This window comes from Pseudomonas sp. QTF5 (assembly GCF_000512695.2).
Taxonomy (GTDB): Bacteria; Pseudomonadota; Gammaproteobacteria; order Pseudomonadales; family Pseudomonadaceae; genus Aquipseudomonas.
This window is the reverse complement of record NZ_AZRW02000014.1, coordinates 88,829-110,899: the sequence shown is the minus strand read 5'-3', so window position 1 is coordinate 110,899 and position 22,071 is coordinate 88,829. Positions and strand designations below refer to the sequence as shown.

At 58.5% G+C, this 22,071-nt stretch carries 15 protein-coding genes; 5 read left to right on the top strand and 10 right to left on the bottom strand.

Annotated features, from left to right (window positions below; genetic code table 11):
- Positions 1-4: 4 nt before the first annotated feature.
- The 3 genes from mfd to IC37_RS13830 are packed head-to-tail and all read left to right on the top strand — an operon-like array spanning position 5 to position 6,748.
- Positions 5-3,454 (top strand): transcription-repair coupling factor, encoded by a 3,450-nt coding sequence (mfd, locus tag IC37_RS13840; protein WP_030128409.1) that lies wholly within the window; start codon positions 5-7, stop codon positions 3,452-3,454.
- Between the two features lie 10 nt (positions 3,455-3,464).
- Positions 3,465-4,043, top strand: a complete 579-nt coding sequence (locus IC37_RS13835; RefSeq protein ID WP_030128410.1) for a CsiV family protein — start codon at positions 3,465-3,467, stop codon at positions 4,041-4,043.
- Between the two features lie 11 nt (positions 4,044-4,054).
- On the top strand, positions 4,055-6,748 hold the full coding sequence (locus IC37_RS13830; RefSeq protein ID WP_030128411.1) for a DEAD/DEAH box helicase: 2,694 nt from the start codon (positions 4,055-4,057) through the stop codon (positions 6,746-6,748).
- Between the two features lie 145 nt (positions 6,749-6,893).
- Here IC37_RS13830 and IC37_RS13825 read toward each other — a convergent pair whose 3' ends face one another.
- The 4 genes from IC37_RS13825 to IC37_RS13810 form a co-directional block, all read right to left on the bottom strand.
- On the bottom strand, positions 6,894-10,199 hold the full coding sequence (locus tag IC37_RS13825; RefSeq protein WP_051414786.1) for a DEAD/DEAH box helicase: 3,306 nt from the start codon (positions 10,197-10,199) through the stop codon (positions 6,894-6,896).
- A 45-nt stretch (positions 10,200-10,244) separates the two neighbouring features.
- On the bottom strand, positions 10,245-10,982 hold the full coding sequence (locus IC37_RS13820) for an S-methyl-5'-thioinosine phosphorylase (RefSeq protein WP_030128413.1): 738 nt from the start codon (positions 10,980-10,982) through the stop codon (positions 10,245-10,247).
- A 12-nt stretch (positions 10,983-10,994) separates the two neighbouring features.
- Positions 10,995-11,993, bottom strand: coding sequence for a beta-N-acetylhexosaminidase (nagZ, locus tag IC37_RS13815; protein WP_177319494.1), 999 nt, complete (start codon positions 11,991-11,993; stop codon positions 10,995-10,997).
- 170 nt (positions 11,994-12,163) lie between these two features.
- The gene (locus IC37_RS13810) at positions 12,164-12,871 is read right to left on the bottom strand and encodes a TetR/AcrR family transcriptional regulator (RefSeq protein ID WP_007907768.1); all 708 of its coding nucleotides are present in this window, start codon (positions 12,869-12,871) and stop codon (positions 12,164-12,166) included.
- Positions 12,872-13,100: 229 nt separating this feature from the next.
- Between IC37_RS13810 and lexA the strand changes: the two genes are divergently transcribed.
- Both lexA and sulA read left to right on the top strand, forming a co-directional pair.
- A complete protein-coding gene (gene lexA / locus IC37_RS13805; RefSeq protein ID WP_007907770.1) occupies positions 13,101-13,709 on the top strand; it encodes a transcriptional repressor LexA in 609 nt (202 codons plus the stop codon).
- A gap of 10 nt (positions 13,710-13,719) precedes the next feature.
- The gene (gene sulA / locus IC37_RS13800) at positions 13,720-14,193 is read left to right on the top strand and encodes an SOS-induced cell division inhibitor SulA (protein ID WP_030128414.1); all 474 of its coding nucleotides are present in this window, start codon (positions 13,720-13,722) and stop codon (positions 14,191-14,193) included.
- Between the two features lie 93 nt (positions 14,194-14,286).
- Here the strand turns inward: sulA and IC37_RS13795 are convergent, their stop codons facing one another.
- The 6 genes from IC37_RS13795 to fadB all read right to left on the bottom strand — a co-directional run bounded on the left by IC37_RS13795 (position 14,287) and on the right by fadB (position 21,760).
- Positions 14,287-14,520 carry a hypothetical protein gene (locus tag IC37_RS13795; protein WP_030128415.1) on the bottom strand — a complete coding sequence of 78 codons (234 nt, stop codon included), beginning with the start codon at positions 14,518-14,520 and terminating at the stop codon, positions 14,287-14,289.
- 141 nt (positions 14,521-14,661) lie between these two features.
- A complete protein-coding gene (locus tag IC37_RS13790; RefSeq protein ID WP_030128416.1) occupies positions 14,662-15,186 on the bottom strand; it encodes a DUF6586 family protein in 525 nt (174 codons plus the stop codon).
- 143 nt (positions 15,187-15,329) lie between these two features.
- Positions 15,330-17,957 carry a type I DNA topoisomerase gene (gene topA / locus IC37_RS13785; protein ID WP_030128417.1) on the bottom strand — a complete coding sequence of 876 codons (2,628 nt, stop codon included), beginning with the start codon at positions 17,955-17,957 and terminating at the stop codon, positions 15,330-15,332.
- Positions 17,958-18,071: 114 nt separating this feature from the next.
- Complete coding sequence (locus IC37_RS13780; RefSeq protein ID WP_007907781.1) at positions 18,072-18,308, bottom strand: DUF1653 domain-containing protein; 237 nt, start codon at positions 18,306-18,308, stop codon at positions 18,072-18,074.
- 98 nt (positions 18,309-18,406) lie between these two features.
- Entirely contained in the window at positions 18,407-19,582 is a 1,176-nt protein-coding gene (gene fadA / locus IC37_RS13775; protein ID WP_030128418.1) for an acetyl-CoA C-acyltransferase FadA, read from the bottom strand.
- Between the two features lie 30 nt (positions 19,583-19,612).
- A complete protein-coding gene (gene fadB, locus IC37_RS13770) occupies positions 19,613-21,760 on the bottom strand; it encodes a fatty acid oxidation complex subunit alpha FadB (RefSeq protein ID WP_030128419.1) in 2,148 nt (715 codons plus the stop codon).
- Positions 21,761-22,071 lie beyond the last annotated feature (311 nt).

Below are 22,071 nucleotides of genomic sequence, written 5' to 3'. Positions count from 1 at the left end.
TTCCGTGCCCGTTCTGCGTCTACCGCTTCTCCCTGCCGCGGCAGGTAAACAGCACTGGGGCAACCTGCCCGGTGCCGCCCTGAGCCTGGCCATCGCCGAGGCCGCCAGCGCTGCCAAGCGCTTTACCCTGCTACTGACCGCCGATAGCCAGAGTGCTGAACGGCTGGAACAGGAGCTGAGTTTCTTCGCCCCGGATTTGCCTGTTCTGCATTTCCCCGACTGGGAAACCCTGCCCTACGACCTGTTCTCGCCACACCAGGACATCATCTCTCAGCGCATCTCCAGCCTGTATCGGTTGCCGGAACTGGAGCATGGCGTGCTGGTCGTGCCGATCACCACGGCTCTGCACCGCCTGGCGCCGACCAAATTTCTGCTCGGCAGCAGCCTGGTGCTGGATGTCGGCCAGAAGCTTGATGTCGAGCAAATGCGCAGCCGGCTTGAAGCCAGCGGCTATCGTTACGTCGATACAGTCTATGAGCATGGCGAATTCACCGTGCGCGGTTCGCTGATCGATTTGTTCCCGATGGGTAGCAAACTGCCCTTCCGCATCGATCTGTTCGACGACGAAATCGAGACCCTGCGCACCTTCGATCCGGAGAACCAGCGCTCCATCGACAAGGTGGACACCGTTCGCCTGCTGCCGGCGCGGGAGTTCCCGCTGCAAAAGGACGCGGTCACCCGCTTCAAGGCGCGCTTTCGCGAACGCTTCGATGTCGACTTCCGTCGCTGCCCGATCTTTCAGGATTTGAGCAGCGGGATTACACCGGCGGGTATCGAGTACTACTTGCCGTTGTTCTTCGACGAAACCTCCACCCTGTTCGATTACCTGCCTCAGGACACTCAGGTATTTTCCCTGCCGGGCATCGAACAGGCGGCGGAGAACTTCTGGAACGACGTACGCAATCGCTATGAAGAGCGTCGCGTCGATCCATCCCGTCCTTTATTGCCACCGGCCGAGCTGTTCTTGCCCGTGGAAGACTGCTTTGCGCGCCTGAAGAACTGGCCCCGTGTGGTTGCCAGCCAACAGGACGTCGAAACCGGTGTCGGTCGCGAGCGCTTCCCGGCTCAGGCGCTGCCGAACCTGGCCATCGAAGCCAAGGCCACTCAGCCGTTGGCGGCGCTGGCAGGCTTCCTCGACGAATTCCCTGGCCGCGTGCTGTTCACCGCCGAGTCCGCGGGCCGCCGTGAAGTGTTGCTGGAATTGCTGGAACGCCTGAAGCTGCGGCCGAAAACCGTCGACAGCTGGCCGGATTTTGTCGCCAGCAAGGAGCGCTTGGCGATCACCATCGCGCCACTCGATGAAGGTCTGTTGCTGGACGATCCAGCCTTGGCCCTGGTCGCCGAAAGCCCGTTGTTCGGTCAGCGCGTGATGCAGCGCCGTCGTCGCGAGAAGCGCGCCGACGCCAACAACGATGCAGTGATCAAAAACCTCACCGAGCTGCGCGAAGGCGCACCGGTTGTGCACATCGATCATGGTGTCGGCCGCTACCTGGGGCTGACGATCCTGGAAATCGACAATCAAGCCGCCGAATTCCTGACCCTTGAATATGCCGAGAACGCCAAGCTGTACGTCCCGGTAGCCAACCTGCACCTGATCGCCCGTTACACCGGCAGCGACGATGCCCTGGCGCCGCTGCACCGCCTCGGCTCCGAGACCTGGCAGAAAGCCAAACGCAAAGCCGCCGAACAGGTGCGTGACGTGGCCGCCGAGTTGCTCGATATCTATGCCCGCCGCGCCGCACGCGAGGGTTATGCGTTCGCTGACCCGAAAGCCGATTACGCGACTTTCAGCGCCGGTTTCCCGTTCGAAGAAACCCCGGACCAGCAGACCACCATCGAAGCGGTGCGCGAAGACATGCTCGCACCGAAACCGATGGATCGCCTGGTCTGTGGCGACGTCGGTTTCGGCAAGACCGAAGTGGCGATGCGCGCGGCGTTCATCGCGGTGCATGGCGGTCGTCAGGTGGCGATTCTGGTGCCGACCACCCTGCTCGCCCAGCAACACTACAACAGTTTTCGCGACCGCTTCGCAGACTGGCCGGTGAGCGTGGAAGTAATGAGCCGGTTCAAGTCGACCAAGGAAGTCAACGCCGCGGTCGCGGACCTGGCTGAAGGCAAGATCGACATCGTCATTGGCACGCACAAGCTGCTGCAAGACGACGTCAAAATCAAAAACCTCGGGCTGGTGATCATCGACGAAGAGCACCGCTTCGGTGTCCGTCAGAAAGAACAGCTCAAAGCACTGCGCAGTGAAGTCGACATCCTGACGCTGACCGCTACGCCAATTCCGCGCACGCTGAACATGGCGGTGTCGGGCATGCGTGACCTGTCGATCATCGCCACGCCACCGGCCCGTCGCCTGTCGGTACGCACGTTCGTCATGGAGCAGAACAAGAGCACGGTCAAAGAGGCCCTGCTGCGTGAGTTGCTGCGTGGCGGTCAGGTCTACTACCTGCACAACGATGTGAAGACCATCGAGAAATGCGCCGCCGACCTCGCCGAACTGGTGCCGGAAGCACGGATCGGCATCGGCCACGGGCAGATGCGTGAACGCGATCTCGAACAAGTGATGAGCGACTTCTACCACAAGCGCTTCAACGTGCTGATCGCCTCGACCATCATCGAGACCGGCATCGACGTGCCGAGCGCCAACACCATCATCATCGAGCGCGCCGACAAGTTCGGTCTGGCGCAGCTGCACCAATTGCGTGGCCGCGTCGGTCGCAGTCACCACCAGGCGTATGCTTACCTGCTGACACCGCCGCGCCAGCAAATCACTCCCGACGCGGAAAAGCGTCTGGAAGCGATCGCCAATACCCAGGACCTCGGCGCGGGCTTCGTACTCGCGACCAACGACCTGGAAATCCGTGGCGCCGGCGAACTGCTGGGCGACGGTCAGAGCGGGCAGATCCAGGCCGTCGGTTTCACGCTGTACATGGAAATGCTCGAGCGTGCGGTGAAGTCGATCCGCAAGGGCGAACAGCCGAACCTCGATCAACCGTTGGGCGGTGGCCCGGAAGTCAATCTGCGCGTACCGGCGTTGATTCCAGAGGACTATCTGCCGGATGTTCATGCTCGACTGATTCTCTACAAACGCATTGCCTCGGCCACCGATGAGGAAGGCCTCAAGGACCTGCAAGTAGAGATGATCGACCGTTTCGGTCTGCTGCCTGAGCCGACCAAGAATCTGGTGCGGATCACGGCGCTGAAATTGCAGGCCGAACAACTGGGCATCAAAAAAGTCGACGGCGGTCCGCAAGGCGGTCGTATCGAGTTCGCGGCACAGACACCGGTCGACCCGCTGACGCTGATCAAACTGATCCAGAGCCAGCCCAAACGCTACAAATTCGAAGGCGCCACGATGTTCAAATTCCAGGTGCCTATGGAGCGCCCGGAAGAGCGCTTTAACACTGTAGAGGCGCTATTCGAGCGCCTCATTCCGACCACTGCTTGAAGGACGCCGCATGCGCCTGTTTCGCTCACTGACCTTGTTGACGATGTTAATAACGACGCTGGTCGCCCCCACGGCATTTGCCGATGATCTGTATCAGGTCGAAATGATTCTGGTGCGGCAAAACACCGTGCCCGCCATCGTCAGCCGCGCCGCGCCGGAAGACTGGGCTGCCGGTGCTCAACGCATCAGCCCCGACAGCTTTCGCACACCAAGCCTTAATCCCGAAGTGGAAAAACTCACCGCCAGCAACGAATACACGGTGTTGCTGCACAAGGCCTGGCAACAAACGCTCGGCGAAGAAGCCAGCAAAGTTGCGATCAGCGAAGGCACCGAGCAGTTCGGCCAGTTCCCGATCGAGGGCACGTTGAGCCTGAAACTGGGGCGTTTCACCGACGTCGACGCCGACTTCTGGGTCAATAAGATTGATGCCAACGGCCTGGTCACCGCCAGCGAACGCCTGAAACAAGAAAGCCACACCAAGAACGGCCAACTGAACTTCCTCGACAACGGCCACCTGGGTCTGCTGATCAAGATCACCTCGCTGACCGCCCCTGCGCCTCGGCCAGTCCCCGATGTAATTCCGGACTGATTGAAGCCCTTATGTCCTCCGCGACCCTGAGCAAACCCCTGGCAACATCCTGGGTCAGCCGATTCAAGGAACAGAGCCTGGAGCGTGGCCGTCGCTACGCGCTGGAGAACCGCGTGAGGATCGTCGAAGTCGGCGATGCCACCATCACCGCTGCATGCGAAGGGTCCGGCGGTAACGTTTACCGTCAGACCATTCGCCTGCGCGAGTCAGCCAAAGCTACATTGCTGATGGTCGATGCCACCTGCACCTGCCCGGTGCGCAGCAACTGTAAACATTGCGCAGCGGTACTGCTGAAGGTCCAGGAAACCCTGACCTATCCCGCTGCCGCGCAAGATGCCGAGTTACTGGAAAAGCTTCAGGCTGTTCTGGAAAACCGCAGCCCCAAGGCGCCACCACAAATCCTGGTGGACAATGTGCAACCGGTGCCGCGCCTGTGGCTGGCGAGCATTGAGTTCAGCGCCTTCGAACCGCGCAACGGCAAGATGCAGCGGTACATCCAGCATCGCGCGGCGCTGTCCTTCAGCTATCTGGATGAATACGTCAGCGGACAGAAAAACACTGACATCCTGATTCGCCAAGAGACGCAGACGTTGCGGGTGAAACGCCACCCGGAAGTCGAACAAGCCTACAGGGAACAGTTACGAATCCTCGGTTTCAAGATCGCCACCCGACAAAGCAAGGCCCTGCCGGAAAGTGCCGGCGAACTCTACGAGATGGTCAACGACAGCGCCTGGCTGACCTTCACCCTCAACGAGCTGCCGAAGCTGCGCGCCCAGGGCTGGGAGTTACAGATCGACGAAGATTTCGGCTTCGACCTGACAGCCGTCGATGACTGGTACGCCACTGTCGAGCAGGCACCGGAGCGCGACTGGTTCGATCTGGAATTGGGGATCATCGTCAACGGCGAACGACTGAGCCTGTTGCCGATCCTGTTGAACCTGATGCGCTCCCACACCGAAATTCTCAACCCGGAACGTCTCGCCCGACGTCGCGACGACGAACTGATTCTGGTGAACATTCCGCAGCGCCGCAGCACCGACCAAGGTCCGTTGCAGGTCGCCCTGCCCTTCGGCCGCTTGAAACCGGTATTGGCCACCCTCGGCGAGTTTTATCTGCAAGAGCCCGGCGAAACCACGCTGCGCCTGAGCAAGGCCGACGCCACGCGACTGAATCCGCTGGAAGGTCTGCCATTGCTTTGGGAAGGTGGCGAGCAGATCCGCACCCTTGCCCAGCGCCTGCGCGACATCAAGGACCACACCGCCGCTGCGCCCGAAGGCTTGAATGCCACCTTGCGCCCGTATCAGCTGGAAGGCCTGAGTTGGATGCAGTCGTTGCGGCAACTGGAAGTCGGCGGGATTCTCGCGGACGACATGGGTCTGGGCAAAACCCTACAGACCCTGGCGCACATTCTCAGCGAAAAAAACGCCGGGCGCCTCGATCGGCCGTGCATGGTGGTCATGCCCACCAGCCTGATCCCCAACTGGCTCGACGAAGCCGCACATTTCACGCCGCTGCTCAAAGTACTGGCGTTGTACGGTGCCAGTCGCAAAAAGCATTTCGAGACCCTGGCCGATTACGACCTGATTCTGACCACCTATGCGCTGCTGCCCAAGGACGTCGAACGCCTGGCTGCGCAACCCTTTCATGTATTGGTGCTGGATGAAGCGCAGTACATCAAGAACCCCAACAGCAAGGCCGCCCATGCAGCCCGTGAGCTGAATGCTCGCCAGCGTCTGTGCTTGAGCGGCACGCCACTGGAAAACCATTTGGGCGAGTTGTGGTCGCTGTTCCACTTCCTGCTGCCCGGCTGGCTCGGTGACGTGAAAAGCTTCAACCGCGATTACCGCGTGCCGATAGAAAAGCGTGCCAGCGAAATAAGACTTCAGCACCTCAACGGTCGGATCAAACCGTTCCTGCTGCGCAGGACCAAGGAACAGGTGGCCACCGAACTGCCGCCGAAAACCGAGATCATCCATTGGGTCGAACTCAACGAAGCCCAGCGCGACGTATACGAAACCATGCGCCTGGCCATGGACAAAAAAGTCCGCGACGAAATCACCCGCAAGGGTGTGGCGCGCAGCCAGATCATCATTCTTGAAGCCCTGCTGAAACTGCGTCAGGTGTGCTGTGATTTGCGCCTGGTCAACGACGCCGCCCTGCCCGCGCGCGGCAGTACCTCCGGCAAGCTCGATAGCCTGATGGAAATGCTGGAAGAGTTGTTTGAGGAAGATCGGCGAATCCTGCTGTTTTCGCAGTTCACCTCAATGCTGTCGCTGATCGAGGATGAGCTGAAAAAGCGTGGCGTGGCGTATGCGATCCTGACCGGACAAACCCGCGACCGACGCACGCCAGTGAAGGAGTTTCAGAGCGGCACGCGTCAGATCTTTCTGATCAGCCTGAAGGCTGGTGGCGTAGGACTGAACCTGACCGAAGCGGATACGGTGATTCACTACGATCCCTGGTGGAACCCGGCGACGGAACATCAGGCGACGGATCGTGCCTATCGCATTGGTCAGGAGAAGCCGGTGTTCGTCTACAAGATGATTGCCAGGGGCACGGTGGAAGAGAAGATTCAGCATCTGCAGAAGGAAAAATCCGACCTTGCCGCCGGCGTGCTGGATGGGCGCCAGACCGGGGACTGGAAATTGCAGAGCGATGATATCGAAGCGTTGTTTGCGCCTTTGCCGGAGAAAATTGATAAGTAGCGGCGATATGTAGATCGCATTCGCGAGCAAGCCCGCTCCCACATTGGATTTGTGTTTGCCCGCGATGATGAGGACAACCTAAACCCAATGTGGGAGCGGGCTTGCTCGCGAAAGGGTCACCGCCGATTCCTGAAATGCCGCAGATTCAGGATCTGGGATCGGGCAAGGGCGCGAACAGCGCTTCAATATCACTTTGTTCGAGCTTCCACCCTCCACTCGCTCCACCTTCGAGTACGGCCCCGGTCAACGCTGCCTTTTCCTGTTGAAGCGCCTGTATTTTTTCTTCCACCGTACCGCGGGCAATCATCTTGTAGACGAACACCGGCTTGTCTTGACCAATTCTGTAGGCTCGGTCGGTCGCCTGGTTTTCCACTGCAGGGTTCCACCACGGATCGAAGTGAATCACCGTATCCGCCGCCGTCAGGTTAAGACCGGTTCCCCCAGCCTTCAGGCTAATCAGGAACAACGGCACCTTGCCACTCTGAAAATCCTTTACTGGTGCGCGTCGATCCGTGGTATCGCCGGTCAATAACGAGTAACCAATGCCACGCTGCTGCAGTTCCTGCTCAATCAACGCCAGCATCGAGGTGAATTGCGAGAACAGCAAAATCTTGCGATCTTCACTGAGCAACTCTTCGAGCATCTCCATCAAGCTGACCAGTTTTCCACTGCCCGAACGAAGGGCTTTTGCCGTCAGCGTCGTTTTGATCAGTCGCAGATCGCAGCACACCTGACGCAACTTGAGCAAAGCATCGAGGATGATGATCTGACTGCGCCCGACGCCACTGCGGGCAATTTCATCACGCACCTTCTTGTCCATCGCCACACGCACGGTTTCATACACATCCCGCTGCCCATCGCTAAGGTCGACCCAATGCACGATCTCGGTTTTGGGGGGCAGTTCGGTAGCGACCTGTTCTTTCTTGCGGCGTAACAGAAAGGGTTTTATTCGGGCCGTCAGGTGTTGCATCCGCTCACTGTTACCGTGTTTCTCGATCGGGGTGCGATAGTCGCGATTGAAGGTTTTACTGTCGCCGAGCCAACCGGGCAGCAAAAAGTGAAACAGCGACCACAACTCGCCCAAGTGATTTTCCAGTGGCGTGCCAGACAGGCACAAACGCTGCCGAGCCTCTAATTGTCGGGCCGCCTGAGCGGCTTTGCTGGCCGGATTTTTTATGTTCTGTGCTTCATCGAGAATCAGCACACTCCAGACCTGAGGCTGCAAAACCTCCAGATCGCGCGGCAGCAACGCATAGGTCGTCAACACCAGATCGTAATCGGCAAGGTTGGCAAAATCGTTTTGCCGAGCCGCGCCGTGAAGCGCCAGTACTTTCAGTTGCGGGGTGAAGCGTGCGGCCTCATCGAGCCAGTTGGGGATGAGACTGGTAGGCATCACAGCAAGTGCCGGGCGGTCCAGACGTCCCACCTGTTTTTCCAGAAGTAAATGAGTCAGGGCTTGCAGAGTTTTGCCCAGGCCCATGTCGTCGCCGAGGATACCGCCGACTTCCAGCTCGCGAAGGGTCTGCATCCAGTTCAGGCCTTCGAGCTGATACGGCCGCAGTACCGCGTTGAGGCCTGCGGGAGCACCAACGTATGCATGAGTCGATTCACGCAAGCGTTTCGCGAAAGCGCGCAAACGCTCGCCGCCCTGCCAAACCAGCGGCAGACCTTCAAGCTCACTCAACCGCGCCGCATCAGGGGCATTCAAGCGCAACGAATTACCGCTGCCAACACCCAAGTACAATTCACCCAGCGTCGCCATCAATGGCTTGACCCGCCCGAGAGGCAGAGCGACTTTCGTAACTGGTTTCGCTCCGAACTGTCCACTCTTGAGATCGATCAATACCTGATCGTTATCGTCGCGGTGGGCTAGCTCAGCCGGGTTCATCAGCTGTGGCTGAGTGCGTAACAAATGCAGCAGAATCGGCAACAAGCTGTGGCGCTCGCCATTGACCACGATCCCCAATTGCAGATCGAACCATTCGCGGCCCGGCGATTCCTCGATATCGGCATACCATTCTTCTACGGGCTGCAGATTGAAGTGAAAGCCGTCAGTGATAGTGACCTGCCAGTTGGCCTCTCTGAGCGCCGGCATGCCGAATTGCACAAAAGCAAGCCATGCCGATTCATCCGGCAAGTCGAACATTTCGCCTGCGCTATCGGGTAACGCATCACTTTTACGAGTGGTCCTTTTGAAGCCTTGTTTTTGCAAGGCCTGACGCAGGGCTTTTTCGGCAGCCGGTTTTCGTTGAATGCGCTGGGTTTCGGTGCCGGAAAGCACCAATACTTCCGTGGATTTTTTGTCCGCCGCCATATGGCCGTTGTAAGTGAACGCCAACGCTGCGCGGTGCTCCAGTTCGTATTTCCAGCTTGTATAACGCTTGGTCGTTGCGAGGGTCAGGAGGGCCTGGGGCTCAATATCGTCGATGATCCGCTCGGTCAACGTGTGCGGCGGTGGCGCTACTCGAGTCACGGCACTCATCCGATGACTGAATTGCATCGCCTGCCGCGCCGGGATGTCGGGAACCAATGACAAGTGTCTGGCCAGTTTGTTGTCCAGTTCACTCTGCAGAGGGCCAACCTCCATCCGTTCACGGTCCAGGTAATACAAAGGTTCCAGCGCCAGAATCGTTTCTTCAGGGGCTTCATCACTACGCCATTGCGGACGGAAACTGCCGTTGCCTTGTTCTGCCCAGGCAAACTGCGCAGACCTCTTCCTTCCTAATGCCAAGGGCTGCAATTGCTCGAAATCGAGAAACAGTCGTGAAGTTTTCAACGCCAACTGGAGGACTTCGGCCCCGCTGCTGCCTTGCAAGGGGTACCCACTGTAATAAGAATGGGAGGAGTGGGCTGCGACCAGTAATCTGGCGATTCGCAGGTCAAGCTCTGATAGATAGCCCGGCTCTCGCATCAGCGCATCTGACGGCGAAAACACAGATTTGATGTCCTGCAAGCGGCCATCCTTGAGCTGACGGGCCTTGCAGATTTCCAACAACCACTTGCCTGCGGTGGGCGTGGCCTTGAGTTTGTACACCCAGCACGTACCGGTGCTCTGAGCAGCGCCATCGCGATCTGAAATCTCGTGAGGAATATCATTGAGCCAGCGCTCCAAATCGCGGTTCAGGCGAACCTGGGCAGAACCCTCGATCGACTCCACAGGGAGGTCTTGCAGATGATAAATGACCGTTGCACAGTGCTTGCAATCGATCACTACGGGACATGAGCAGGTGCAATTCAGCACGAACACACCGTCATCATATTCGATGAGTTCGATGAACTGTTCGTAGACATTCCCTTCGGAGCCTTTGCAAGTCGCGCTAACCGTCAGATCATCAAGGTCGATGATCTTGACCCGATTCTCCTTGGCGTATCTGAGCGCCTTATCCAGGGCACGATTGCTGAATGCCGCCGTCCACGGCATCTGATGAAGTTGCTCAATGATTGTCGGCATAAATTCAACGCTTCTGATAATGACTGGATTACTTGGGGTTACGTCTTAGCCCTTCAACACCCGCGCCAACGTCGACTTCACCTTGCCCATCCCGTCATGCAATGCCTGCTCGATCTCGGCCATGGTGATCACCGCTGTCGACTTGCCCGCCGCCGGGTTCACCACCAGCGCCAGACAGGCGTAATCCAGTTCCAGCTCACGTGCCAATGCCGCTTCAGGCATGCCGGTCATGCCGACGATGTCGCAACCGTCACGTTCCAGCCGCGCAATTTCAGCGACGGTTTCCAGACGTGGGCCCTGGGTGCAGGCGTACACGCCATGGCTGCTATACCCAACCCCTTCAGCCGCCAACGCCGCGATCAATTGCTGACGCAGGGGTTCGCTGTAGGGATAACTGAAGTCGATGTGGGTGACCTGTTCCAGGTCATCGGCGAAATAGGTGTGTTCACGACCGCTGGTGTAGTCGATCAATTGATGCGGCACGCAGAAATGTCCGGTGCCCATCGTGGCATGAATCCCGCCCACGGCGTTGACCGCGAGAATCGCTTCGGCACCGGCCTGCTTCAAGGCCCACAGGTTGGCGCGGTAGTTCACCTGATGCGGCGGGAAACGGTGTGGGTGCCCATGACGCGCGAGAAACAGCACTTCCTTGCCGGCATACTCACCGATCTGCACCTCGGCCGAAGGCGCGCCGTAAGGCGTGTCCACCGCCAATGACTGACGAATGCTCAGACCTTCGAGTTGCGTCAGGCCGGTGCCACCGATAATCGAGTAAACCGTCATAACGAAGAGTCCTTAATCGATCAATTGAGCTTCTCTGAGCGCGCCGATGGCCGCTAGCCAGCGCGGGTCTTGACGGTATTCGGTGCTGGCGTACGCCTGCCCACGCATCCGCGCAATGCGCGCCGAAGGTTTGACCTTCAAACGCTGGGCGGCGCTCAAGGCCAATTCGGCAGCCGCGCGATCGTTGCACACCAGGCCCATGTCGCAACCGGCAGTCAATGCCGCTTCGATGCGACTGGCGGCATCACCAACCACGTGGGCACCGGCCATGGACAGGTCGTCGCTGAAGATCACACCATCGAACTGCAGCTCGCCGCGCAGGATGTCCTGCAACCAGCGACGGGAGAAACCTGCAGGCTGGGAGTCGACCTGTGGATAAATCACGTGAGCCGGCATGACGGCGGCCAGTTGCTTGCTCAATCGCGCGAACGGCACCAAGTCGTTGGCGCGGATCTCGTCGAGGCTACGCTCGTCGTTGGGAATCGCGACATGGGAATCGGCCTCGGCCCAGCCATGACCCGGGAAATGCTTGCCGGTAGCGGCCATTCCGGCACTGTTCATGCCGCGGATGAATGCACCGGCGAGCAAAGCGGCGCGCTCAGGATCACCTTCGAACGAACGGGTCCCGACCACCGCACTGCGCTGGTAATCCAGGTCCAGCACCGGGGCAAAGCTCAGGTCGAGACCGACTGCCAGCACTTCGGTCGCCATGATCCAGCCACACTGCTCGGCCAGGTCTTCGGCATTCGGGTTATCGGCGATGGCACGCATGGCTGGCAGTCGCACGAAGCCTTGACGCAGCCGCTGAACCCGACCGCCCTCTTGATCTACCGCCAGCAGCAGATCGGGACGAATGGCGCGGATCGAAGCGCTCAACTCGCGCACTTGACGCGGATGCTCGATGTTGCGGGCAAAAATGATCAGGCCGCCCACTTCGGGCTGACGCAACAATTGGCGATCTTCAGCCGTCAGCCAGGTACCGGCGACGTCCACCATCAACGAGCCTTGCAGGCCAGCAGTCATAGAAATTCCTTGATTACGATAAACCCGGCTCGCACGAATTCGCCGCCATGGGCTGTGCCCGGCAGGTCGGCGATATCAATGAGGGGCGGATTCAGAACGAGAGTCGGCATGGGCGGCTAGCTTAGCGGATGTCAGCTGCCGCGCCCACCCGTGCGCGGTTAAACCTTGGCGGCGACCGGGGCCGATTTGCTGCGTGGACGCAATTGCGCGGTAGCCATGGCGGTGTCGGTAACGCCGGTTTCAGCGCGCATGCCAGCAGCCAGGAATGGCACCATCAGACGCATCACTTGTTCAATGGAGGTGTTGACGCCAAAATCGGTCTCGGCAATCGCACGCAAGGCCTTGATCCCTGACATGCTGAACGCCGCGGCACCGAGCATGAAGTGCACGCGCCAGAACAGTTCGATCGGTGGAATGCGCGGCGCAGCCTCGTTGACCAGCATCATGTAGCGGCGGAACACCTTGCCGTACATATCTTCCAGATAACGACGCAAGTGCCCTTGGCTCTGACTGAAGGCCAGTCCCAGCAAACGCATGAAAATGGACAAGTCGTTACCACTGCGTGGCTGCACCACCAGGGCTTGTTCGACAAGGATCTCCAGCAACTCTTCAAGGGTCGGCTTGTTCTCGGGCTTGGCCTGACGGCGCTCCAGCTCTTTATCGAGACTGAGGCAGAATGGCCCGAGAAAACGCGAGAATACCGCCTGAATCAGCGCTTTCTTCGACCCGAAGTGATAGTTCACCGCTGCCAGATTGACACCGGCCTTGCTGGTGATCAAACGCAATGAGGTTTCAGCGAAACCTTTTTCCGCGAACAACTGCTCGGCAGCATCGAGAATGCGTTCAACGGTTTCCGACTGGGCCATGACTACTCCGCCTGACAAACACTTGTTTGAAACATACGTTTCAGCCCTGGCCTTGTCAAGTCTGGCGGTTCGTTTTGGGAATGGTCGGTCAGGTATTTAACCATACAACAATGGCGCTTCAATCGGCGAGCGAAATGACCGTACAGCGGCCGACAAAAAAAGGGGCATTGCCAAGACCAGTTCACTGTATATAATCCCAGTCACTGTATAAAAAGACAGAGCGATCAATATGCTAAAGCTGACGCCACGCCAAGCAGAGATTCTGGCCTTCATCAAACGTTGCCTCGAAGACAACGGCTACCCGCCGACCCGCGCGGAAATCGCTCAGGAATTGGGTTTCAAGTCGCCCAATGCGGCGGAAGAACACCTCAAGGCACTGGCCCGCAAGGGCGCGATAGAAATGACCCCGGGCGCCTCCCGCGGCATCCGCATCCCTGGCTTCGAAGCCAAGGCCGACGAGTCCAGCTTGCCGATCATCGGCCGAGTGGCTGCCGGTGCGCCGATCCTCGCCCAACAGCACATCGAAGAATCCTGCAACATCAACCCTTCGTTCTTCCATCCTCGCGCCGACTATCTGCTGCGGGTCCATGGCATGAGCATGAAGGACGTCGGCATTTTCGACGGCGACCTGCTGGCCGTCCACACCACCCGTGAAGCCCGCAACGGCCAGATCGTGGTGGCGCGGATCGGCGACGAAGTGACCGTCAAGCGCTTCAAGCGCGATGGCAGCAAGGTCTGGTTGATTGCCGAAAACCCTGAATTCGCCCCTATCGAAGTCAACCTGAAAGATCAGGAACTGGTAATCGAAGGCTTGAGTGTCGGCGTGATTCGCCGCTAAAGGAGGCTTTATGCAGTTCCCACATACCTCACAGCAAGCCCAATTGCCGTTGTTCGAGGCGTTCATGGCACAGCCGCTGGCGCCGATCCTGAAAGACGTGGTCGAATCGCCCTGGAGCGCCGAGCCCGAAGTTTTCAGCGAGCTATCACTGCGCGGCGCGGCCGGGAACTGCCTGAACCTTCTGGCACCGATTCTCAGGGAACTGAGTCAGGATCAGGATGCACGCTGGCTGACACTGATCGCCCCGCCCGCCAGCCTGACACAAGCCTGGTTACGGGACGCCGGCCTGAACCGTGAGCGCATTCTGCTCCTGCAACCGCGCGGCACACAGAGCGCTCAGCAGTTGACCTGCGAAGCCTTGCGACTTGGCCGCAGCCATACGGTCGTCAGCTGGCTTAACCCGCTGAGCACAACGTCGCGGCAACAGTTGATCAGTGCCGCCCGTACCGGGGATGCGCAAAGTCTGAATATTCGACTGGGTTAACTGATAAACACGGTGCGCGCTGAACAGCGCGGGGCTTCTCCAGGGATAGAGAAGCCAATCTGTAGAGGTATCCGAAGAATCCGACGGGCGGGATCAATGAAGAACCCGTGCCCCCTCTTCCTTATCAAATTCGCCTTCAACCAGGCGTCCTGCCATCTGAACACCGACGCTCAACATCGCCTTGGCGACTTCCACATGCTGGCCTTGCAGGAAAACCTTGGCATCCTCGGAGAAATCCAAAGTAACCAGAGAACCTTCGTCCTCGGCCCTGCGCAGCTCGATTCGGCCGTCTGGTAACTCGACAATTTCTAGAAAGGACGTTGGCATAAAGGTCTGTTCTCCACGAAAGGCGGGGATTATATAGGCATCAGCCAAGCTTCGCTCGGGATCTTGACCAAATGCCATCACGAAGAGAAATTTCTGACATCACTCTTCCTTGAGCGGACCCACCCCTAAACACTCAATCTTTCAGCACTCGTTCAACCCTTCGCGAAACCGAATCGCCAGACCTTTAAGGTTCTGACGCCAGCTCTCCAGCTCTTCCCGACTCAACTCTTCAGGCGTCTCTTCTTCATCCAGATTAACGGCCAGAATGAGCGGCTGCGTCACATCGCCCTTGGGCTTATGCGGAGCGCGAGGCGGCTGAAACAATGCGGCATATGCCGACAGCAGCTTCGCCAGCCAGGTTTCAGGGTTTTGCGCCAGTTCGACCATCTCGGCCATTTCCGGAATAGCGATGGTTTCAAGCACTTCGCGGGTCAGCAGCATCTCTGCCCGCGGCGCATTGGCCTGCGGCAGGCGATAGAAACCGGCGATTTCATGGCACAGCCCCAACAGCGCACCGTACAGGTGAAACAACGCCGACTCGCGCCCGGCCTGAATCAGCGCCAAGGCGTTCATCGCCCGCCCCTCTTCGGCTTTGGCGAGCGCTTCCAGCGACAGGCCGGCGAAATAAATCTTCTGGTTGGTACGGGTATAGAGTTCGTGGGCCATGACGGCAGCCTCCACAACGAAATAATTGCTTCACGCAGGTCAGACAGTGTCGTGGATCACCTGAGCCTCCCGCAAGCCCAAAACAAAAAAGGCCGCATGAAAACCCGAGGGTTGTCATGCGGCCTTTTTGTATACAGCGGCTTTTAAGCTTTGGCTGCTGGACGCTTGTCTTCAACCGTCCACTTGCCGCCGTCGTAATACGCCTTCCAGCCAGTCGGCTTACCATCAACCTCAGTCTGCACGTATTGCTCTTTGGTCTTGCGGCTGTAACGAATTACCGAAGGAAGGCCGTCCGGATCTTTCTTCGGCGCTTCGCAGAGGAAGTGATACTTCGGATCGATCTCATCCTTGTGCGGCACGATCTCCATGACCAACGGAGCACGGGTCTCGCGGTTTTTCGGGAACTGGCTGGCCGCCAGGAACAGGCCGGAAGCACCGTCGCGCAGGATGTAGGTGTCGTTGACCTTTTCGCATTTGAGCTCAGGCATCTTCACCGGGTCCATCTTCGGCGGCGCCGCGTCACCGCTTTTCAGCAGCTTGCGGGTGTTCTTGCAGGTCGCATTGGTGCAACCGAAGAACTTGCCGAAACGACCGGTCTTGAGCTGCATCTCGCTGCCGCACTTGTCGCATTCCAGGCTCGGACCTTCGTAGCCCTTGATGCGATAGGTACCCTCTTCGATTTCGTAGCCAGAGCAATCCGGGTTGTTACCGCAGATGTGCAGCTTGCGCTTCTCGTCGAGCAGGTAAGCGTCCATGGCCGTGCTGCAGATCGGGCAGCGATGCTTGCCACGCAGGACCAGCGACTCGGACTCACCCTCATCGTCCGCAGCGATTTCATCGCCCGGCACCAGGTTGACGGTGGCTTTGCAGCGCTCTTTCGGCGGCAGGCTATAGCCCGAGCAACCGAGGAATACGCCCGTCGAGGCAGTACGAATCTGCATCGGACGACCGCAGGTCAGGCACGGAATGTCAGTCATGACAGGCTGGTTGGCCCGCATGCCGTTTTCCGGGCTTTCTGCCACTTCGAGTTTTTTCTTGAAGTCGCCATAGAACTCGTCGAGCACGTTTTTCCAGTCGCGTTCGCCCTGAGCCACGTCATCGAGGTTCTCTTCCATGCCGGCGGTGAAGCCGTAGTCCATGAGATTGGAGAAGCTCTCGGCCAGACGCTCGGTAACGATGTCGCCCATCTTTTCCGAATAGAAACGACGGTTGTGCAGCGCCACGTAGCCGCGGTCCTGGATGGTCGAAATGATCGCCGCGTAGGTCGAAGGACGACCGATGCCGCGTTTTTCCATTTCTTTAACCAGGCTTGCTTCCGAGTAACGCGCCGGCGGCTTGGTGAAGTGCTGGGTCGGATCAAGCTTGATCAGCTTCATCGCGTCGCCCTGGGCCATGTCCGGCAGCACGTCGTCATCGCCTGGCTTGGCAATTTGCGGCATGACGCGGGTGTAACCGTCGAACTTCAGGATGCGGCCCTTGGCACGCAGCTCGAAGTCGCCGGCACCGACGGTGACTGTGGTCGACAGGTATTGGGCCGGCAGCATCTGGCAGGCCAGGAACTGGCGCCAGATCAGCTCGTAAAGCCGCTCGGCATCACGCTCCATGCCCGACAGCTTGCTTGGCTCGGTATTGGCGTCGGACGGACGAATCGCTTCGTGAGCCTCTTGTGCGCCTTCCTTGCTGCTGTAGACGTTCGGGTTTTCCGGCAGGTACTTTTTACCGAACTCGCCTTCAATATAAGTACGCGCCATCGCCACGGCATCGGCCGAGAGGTTGGTGGAGTCGGTACGCATATAGGTGATGTAGCCAGCTTCGTACAAACGCTGGGCCATCATCATGGTTTTCTTCACACCGAAGCCCAGGCGGTTACTCGCGGCCTGTTGCAGGGTGGAGGTGATGAACGGTGCCGACGGCTTGCTGCTGGTCGGCTTGTCTTCACGTTTAACGATGCTGTAGCTGGAGGCCTTGAGCTTCTCCAGCGCGGCCATGGCTTGGGCTTCGTTCAGCGGCTTGAAGGCTTCGCCTTTCTCGCGGGCCACGTCGAAGCGCACGGTCGCGCCCTTGGCAGTACCGAGGTCGGCATGCACTTCCCAGTATTCTTCCGGGTTGAACGCGCGGATTTCACGCTCACGTTCGACCACCAGCTTCACGGCAACCGATTGCACGCGACCGGCGGACAGGCCACGGGCGATCTTGGCCCACAGCAGCGGCGAAACCATGTAACCCACCACACGGTCGAGGAAGCGGCGCGCCTGCTGGGCGTTTACTCGATCGATGTCCAGCTCGCCCGGTTTGGAGAAGGCTTCCTGGATCGCTTTCTTGGTGATTTCGTTGAACACCACGCGCTTGTAGCGGCTGTCGTCACCACCGATGGCTTCGCGCAGGTGCCAGGCAATGGCTTCCCCCTCGCGATCCAAGTCGGTTGCGAGATAGATGGTGTCAGCATCTTTGGCGAGCCGGCGCAGCTCTTCGATGACTTTTTCCTTGCCCGGGAGGATCTCGTACTTGGCTTTCCAGCCATGATCGGGATCGACACCCATGCGCGAGACCAGCTGCTTGCGCGCTTTCTCTTTCGGCGTGAGCACCGGACCTTCACCTGCGGCGGCCTTGCCGCGCTTGGCGGCAGGCTCTTTGCTGGCGCTAGCCGAACCGCTGGTGGGCAGGTCTCGGATATGGCCGATACTCGACTTCACCACGTATTGGTTACCCAGATACTTGTTGATGGTCTTGGCCTTAGCCGGGGATTCCACAATGACCAGCGATTTGCCCATGGATCAGAAAATTCCTGAATTCTAGAAGTGAAAGGCGGTTGGCGCCTGACGCGGCACCGCTATATATAGTGGCTACAAGGTGAGGTCAAGCACAGGGATCTGCGCGCACTCCCCTTATGGCTGCGGAAAAACGCTCGGTTCGGCTTGCACCAAAGCAAAGCGTGGCACCTGTTCGCCGTCAACCTCGACCGACTCCAGGAACATGCTCAAGGGACGCACCCAAAAGCCGTAATCGCCATACAGGGCTTGGTAAAAGACCACTTCCTCTTCGGTTTCAGAATGCCGCGCAACAGCGAATACGCGATACTGCGGACCTTTGTAATGTTCGTAGAGCCCAGGTTGTATCGGCATGCTTTGGCCCTCACTCAAATTTTTTCAAAATAAAGATAAAATAAATCCGGAAAAACAAAAACCGGGGCACTTGGCCCCGGCTTCCATCAGCGAAACGCTTAAACGCGTTCGAAGACGGTGGAGATGCCTTGGCCGAGACCAATGCACATGGTAGCCACCCCGAAGGTGCCGCCATTCTGCTTCATCACGTTCAGCAAAGTGCCGGAGATACGGGCACCAGAGCAACCGAACGGGTGACCCAGGGCGATCGCGCCGCCGTGCAGGTTAACCTTCTCGTTCATCTTGTCGAGCACTTTCAAATCTTTCAGCACTGGCAGCGCCTGTGCGGCGAAAGCTTCGTTGAGCTCGAAGAAGTCGATATCGTTGATACCAAGACCCGCGCGCTTCAGTGCTTTTTGTGTTGCCGGTACTGGACCATAGCCCATGATCGCCGGGTCCACACCTGCCACTGCCATCGAACGAATCACCGCCAAAGGCTGTATGCCCAGGTCCTGTGCACGCTGCGCCGACATCACGATCATGCACGAAGCACCGTCGGTGATCTGCGACGAAGTACCGGCTGTCACGGTGCCGCCCTTTGGATTAAACGCTGGCTTCAGAGCCGCCAGGCTTTCCAGGGTAGTTTCCGGACGAATGGTTTCGTCGTAGTCGAACAGTTTCAGGAAACCATTCTCGTCGTAGCCCTGCATCGGGATGATTTCGTCTTTGAACTTACCTTCCACAGTCGCCTTGTGGGCGAGCTGGTGGGAGCGCACGCCAAAGGCGTCCTGTTGTTCGCGAGTAATGCCGTGCATTTTGCCGAGCATTTCCGCGGTCAGGCCCATCATGCCCGAGGCTTTCGCCGCGTACAGAGACATGTGCGGGTTCGGATCGACACCGTGCATCATGCTCACGTGACCCATATGCTCGACGCCGCCAACCACGAACACGTCACCGTTACCGGTCATGATCGCTTGCGCAGCGGTGTGCAGAGCACTCATCGACGAGCCACACAGACGGCTGACGGTCTGGCCGGCCGCGGTGTGCGGGATCTGTGTCATCAGGGACGCCATGCGGGCGATGTTCCAGCCCTGCTCCAGGGTCTGGTTCACACAGCCCCAGATCACGTCTTCGACTTCGCTCGGGTCGACCTTGACGTTGCGCTCCAGCAATTTGCTGATCAGGTGCGCCGACATGTCTTCGGCGCGGGTGTTGCGGTGCATGCCGCCCTTGGAGCGGCCCATCGGCGTACGACCGAAGTCGACAATCACGACGTCTCTAGGATTCAAGCTCATATACTTTCACTCTCGCTCTAGTGTGGGCGCTTAACCAAAGAAGCTCTGACCGTTTTTGGCCATTTCACGCAGCTTCGCGGTCGGGTGGTACAGCGCGCCCAAATCAGCGTACTGGTCAGCCAGGGCAACGAACTCCGCAACACCGATCGAGTCGATGTAGCGCAGCGCACCGCCACGGAATGGAGGGAAACCAATACCGTAGACCAGACCCATGTCGGCTTCGGCGGCGGTTTCGACAATGCCGTCTTCCAGGCAACGCACGGTTTCCAGGCACAGCGGGATCATCATCCAGTTGATGATGTCTTCGTCAGTGACTTCGCGCTGTTCGAACACGATTGGCTTGAGCACTTCCAGTACCGAAGGATCGGCGACTTTCTTCTGCTTGCCGCGCTTATCGGTCTCGTAAGCGTAGAAGCCCTTGCCATTCTTCTGGCCCAGGCGCTTGGCTTCGTAGAGCACGTCGATGGCCGAACGGCGATCGTCCTTCATGCGATCCGGGAAGCCTTCAGCCATTACATCGCGACCGTGGTGACCGGTGTCGATGCCGACCACGTCCATCAGGTATGCCGGGCCCATCGGCCAGCCGAATTTTTCCATGACCTTGTCGATGCGGACGAAGTCCACGCCGGCACTGACCAGTTTGGCGAAACCGCCGAAGTACGGGAACAGCACGCGGTTGACCAGGAAGCCCGGGCAGTCGTTGACGACGATCGGGTTCTTGCCCATTTTCTTGGCGTAGGCAACGGTGGTGGCAACGGCCACTTCGCTGGACTTCTCGCCACGGATCACTTCAACCAGCGGCATCATGTGCACCGGGTTGAAGAAGTGCATGCCGACGAAGTTTTCCGGACGCTTGAGGGCTTTGGCCAGCAAGGTAATGGAAATGGTCGAAGTGTTGGACGCGAGGATGGTGTCTTCTTTGACCTTGTCTTCGACTTCGGCCAGAACGGCTTGCTTGACCTTCGGGTTCTCGACAACGGCTTCGACGACCAGGTCGACGTGACCGAAATCACCGTAGGACAGGGTCGGACGAATGCCATTGAGCACTTCGGCCATTTTCGCCGGAGTCATGCGACCTTTATCAACGCGGCCCACCAGCAGCTTGGCGGCTTCGGCCAGACCTTGCTCGATGCCGTGCTCGTTGATGTCTTTCATCAGGATCGGCGTACCTTTGGAGGCCGACTGATAAGCGATACCACCCCCCATGATGCCGGCGCCCAATACGGCGGCCTGCTTCACGTCCTTGGCGATTTCGTCGTAGGCCTTGGCCTTTTTCTTCAGCTCCTGATCGTTCAGGAACAGACCGATCAAGCTCTGCGCGGCAGAGGTCTTGGCCAGCTTGACGAAACCGGTGGCTTCGACTTCCAGCGCCTTGTCGCGACCGAAGTTCGCGGCTTTCTGGATAGTCTTGATCGCTTCAACCGGAGCCGGGTAGTTCGGGCCCGCTTGACCGGCCACGAAACCTTTGGCGGTTTCGAACGACATCATTTGTTCGATGGCGTTGAGCTTGAGCTTCTCGAGTTTCGGCTGACGCTTGGCCTTGTAGTCAAACTCGCCGGAGATGGCACCCTTGAGCAGGTTCAGAGCCGCTTCCTGCAATTTCTCCGGGGCAACCACGGCGTCGACGGCACCGACTTTCAGCGCGTCTTCAGCGCGGTTTTCCTTACCGGCAGCAATCCACTCGATGGCGTTGTCGGCACCGATGATGCGCGGCAAACGCACAGTACCGCCGAAGCCTGGGTAGATGCCCAGCTTGACTTCCGGCAGACCGATTTTGGCGGTATTGGCCATGACGCGGAAATCTGCCGCCAGGCACATTTCCAGACCGCCACCCAGCGCGATGCCATTGATCGCGGCGACTGTCGGGACGTTGAGGTCTTCGAAATCGCTGAAAATCTTGTTGGCTTCGAGGTTACCAGCGACAAGCTCTGCATCCGGCAGCTTGAAGTTGTCGACGAATTCGGTGATGTCGGCGCCGACGATGAACACGTCCTTGCCACTGCTGACGATCACACCCTTGATCGAAGCATCTGCCTTGATGGTGTCTACAGCCTGACGCAGTTCGTTCAGGGTAAGACGGTTGAACTTGTTGACGGACTCACCCTTGAGGTCGAATTTCAATTCGACGATGCCACTTTCAAGAGCCTTAACCGTGATGGCTTTACCTTCGTAAATCATCAACTGATCTCCACGATATGGAAGCTGAACAGTACACGTCGGACGCAGGCGACAGGCTCGGCAGGGACGTTTATCGTCAATGCTAACGCCAACTCACCCGGCACACCCGCCAACGCGATAGTCGGGATTCTGTAGGAGCGTTCTGTAATACAAACGCTCATTTCATACGCCCGTTTGATTTGGGTATGTCACCTTCACGGAATTTCCGGCAATTGTCAATCGCCCAAAATACTGGTTGAAACGCGACTTTCCGGTCACTTCCGTACCACGAAGCCCTGCAACACGCTGATGCATGTGAGGCCATTCATAGA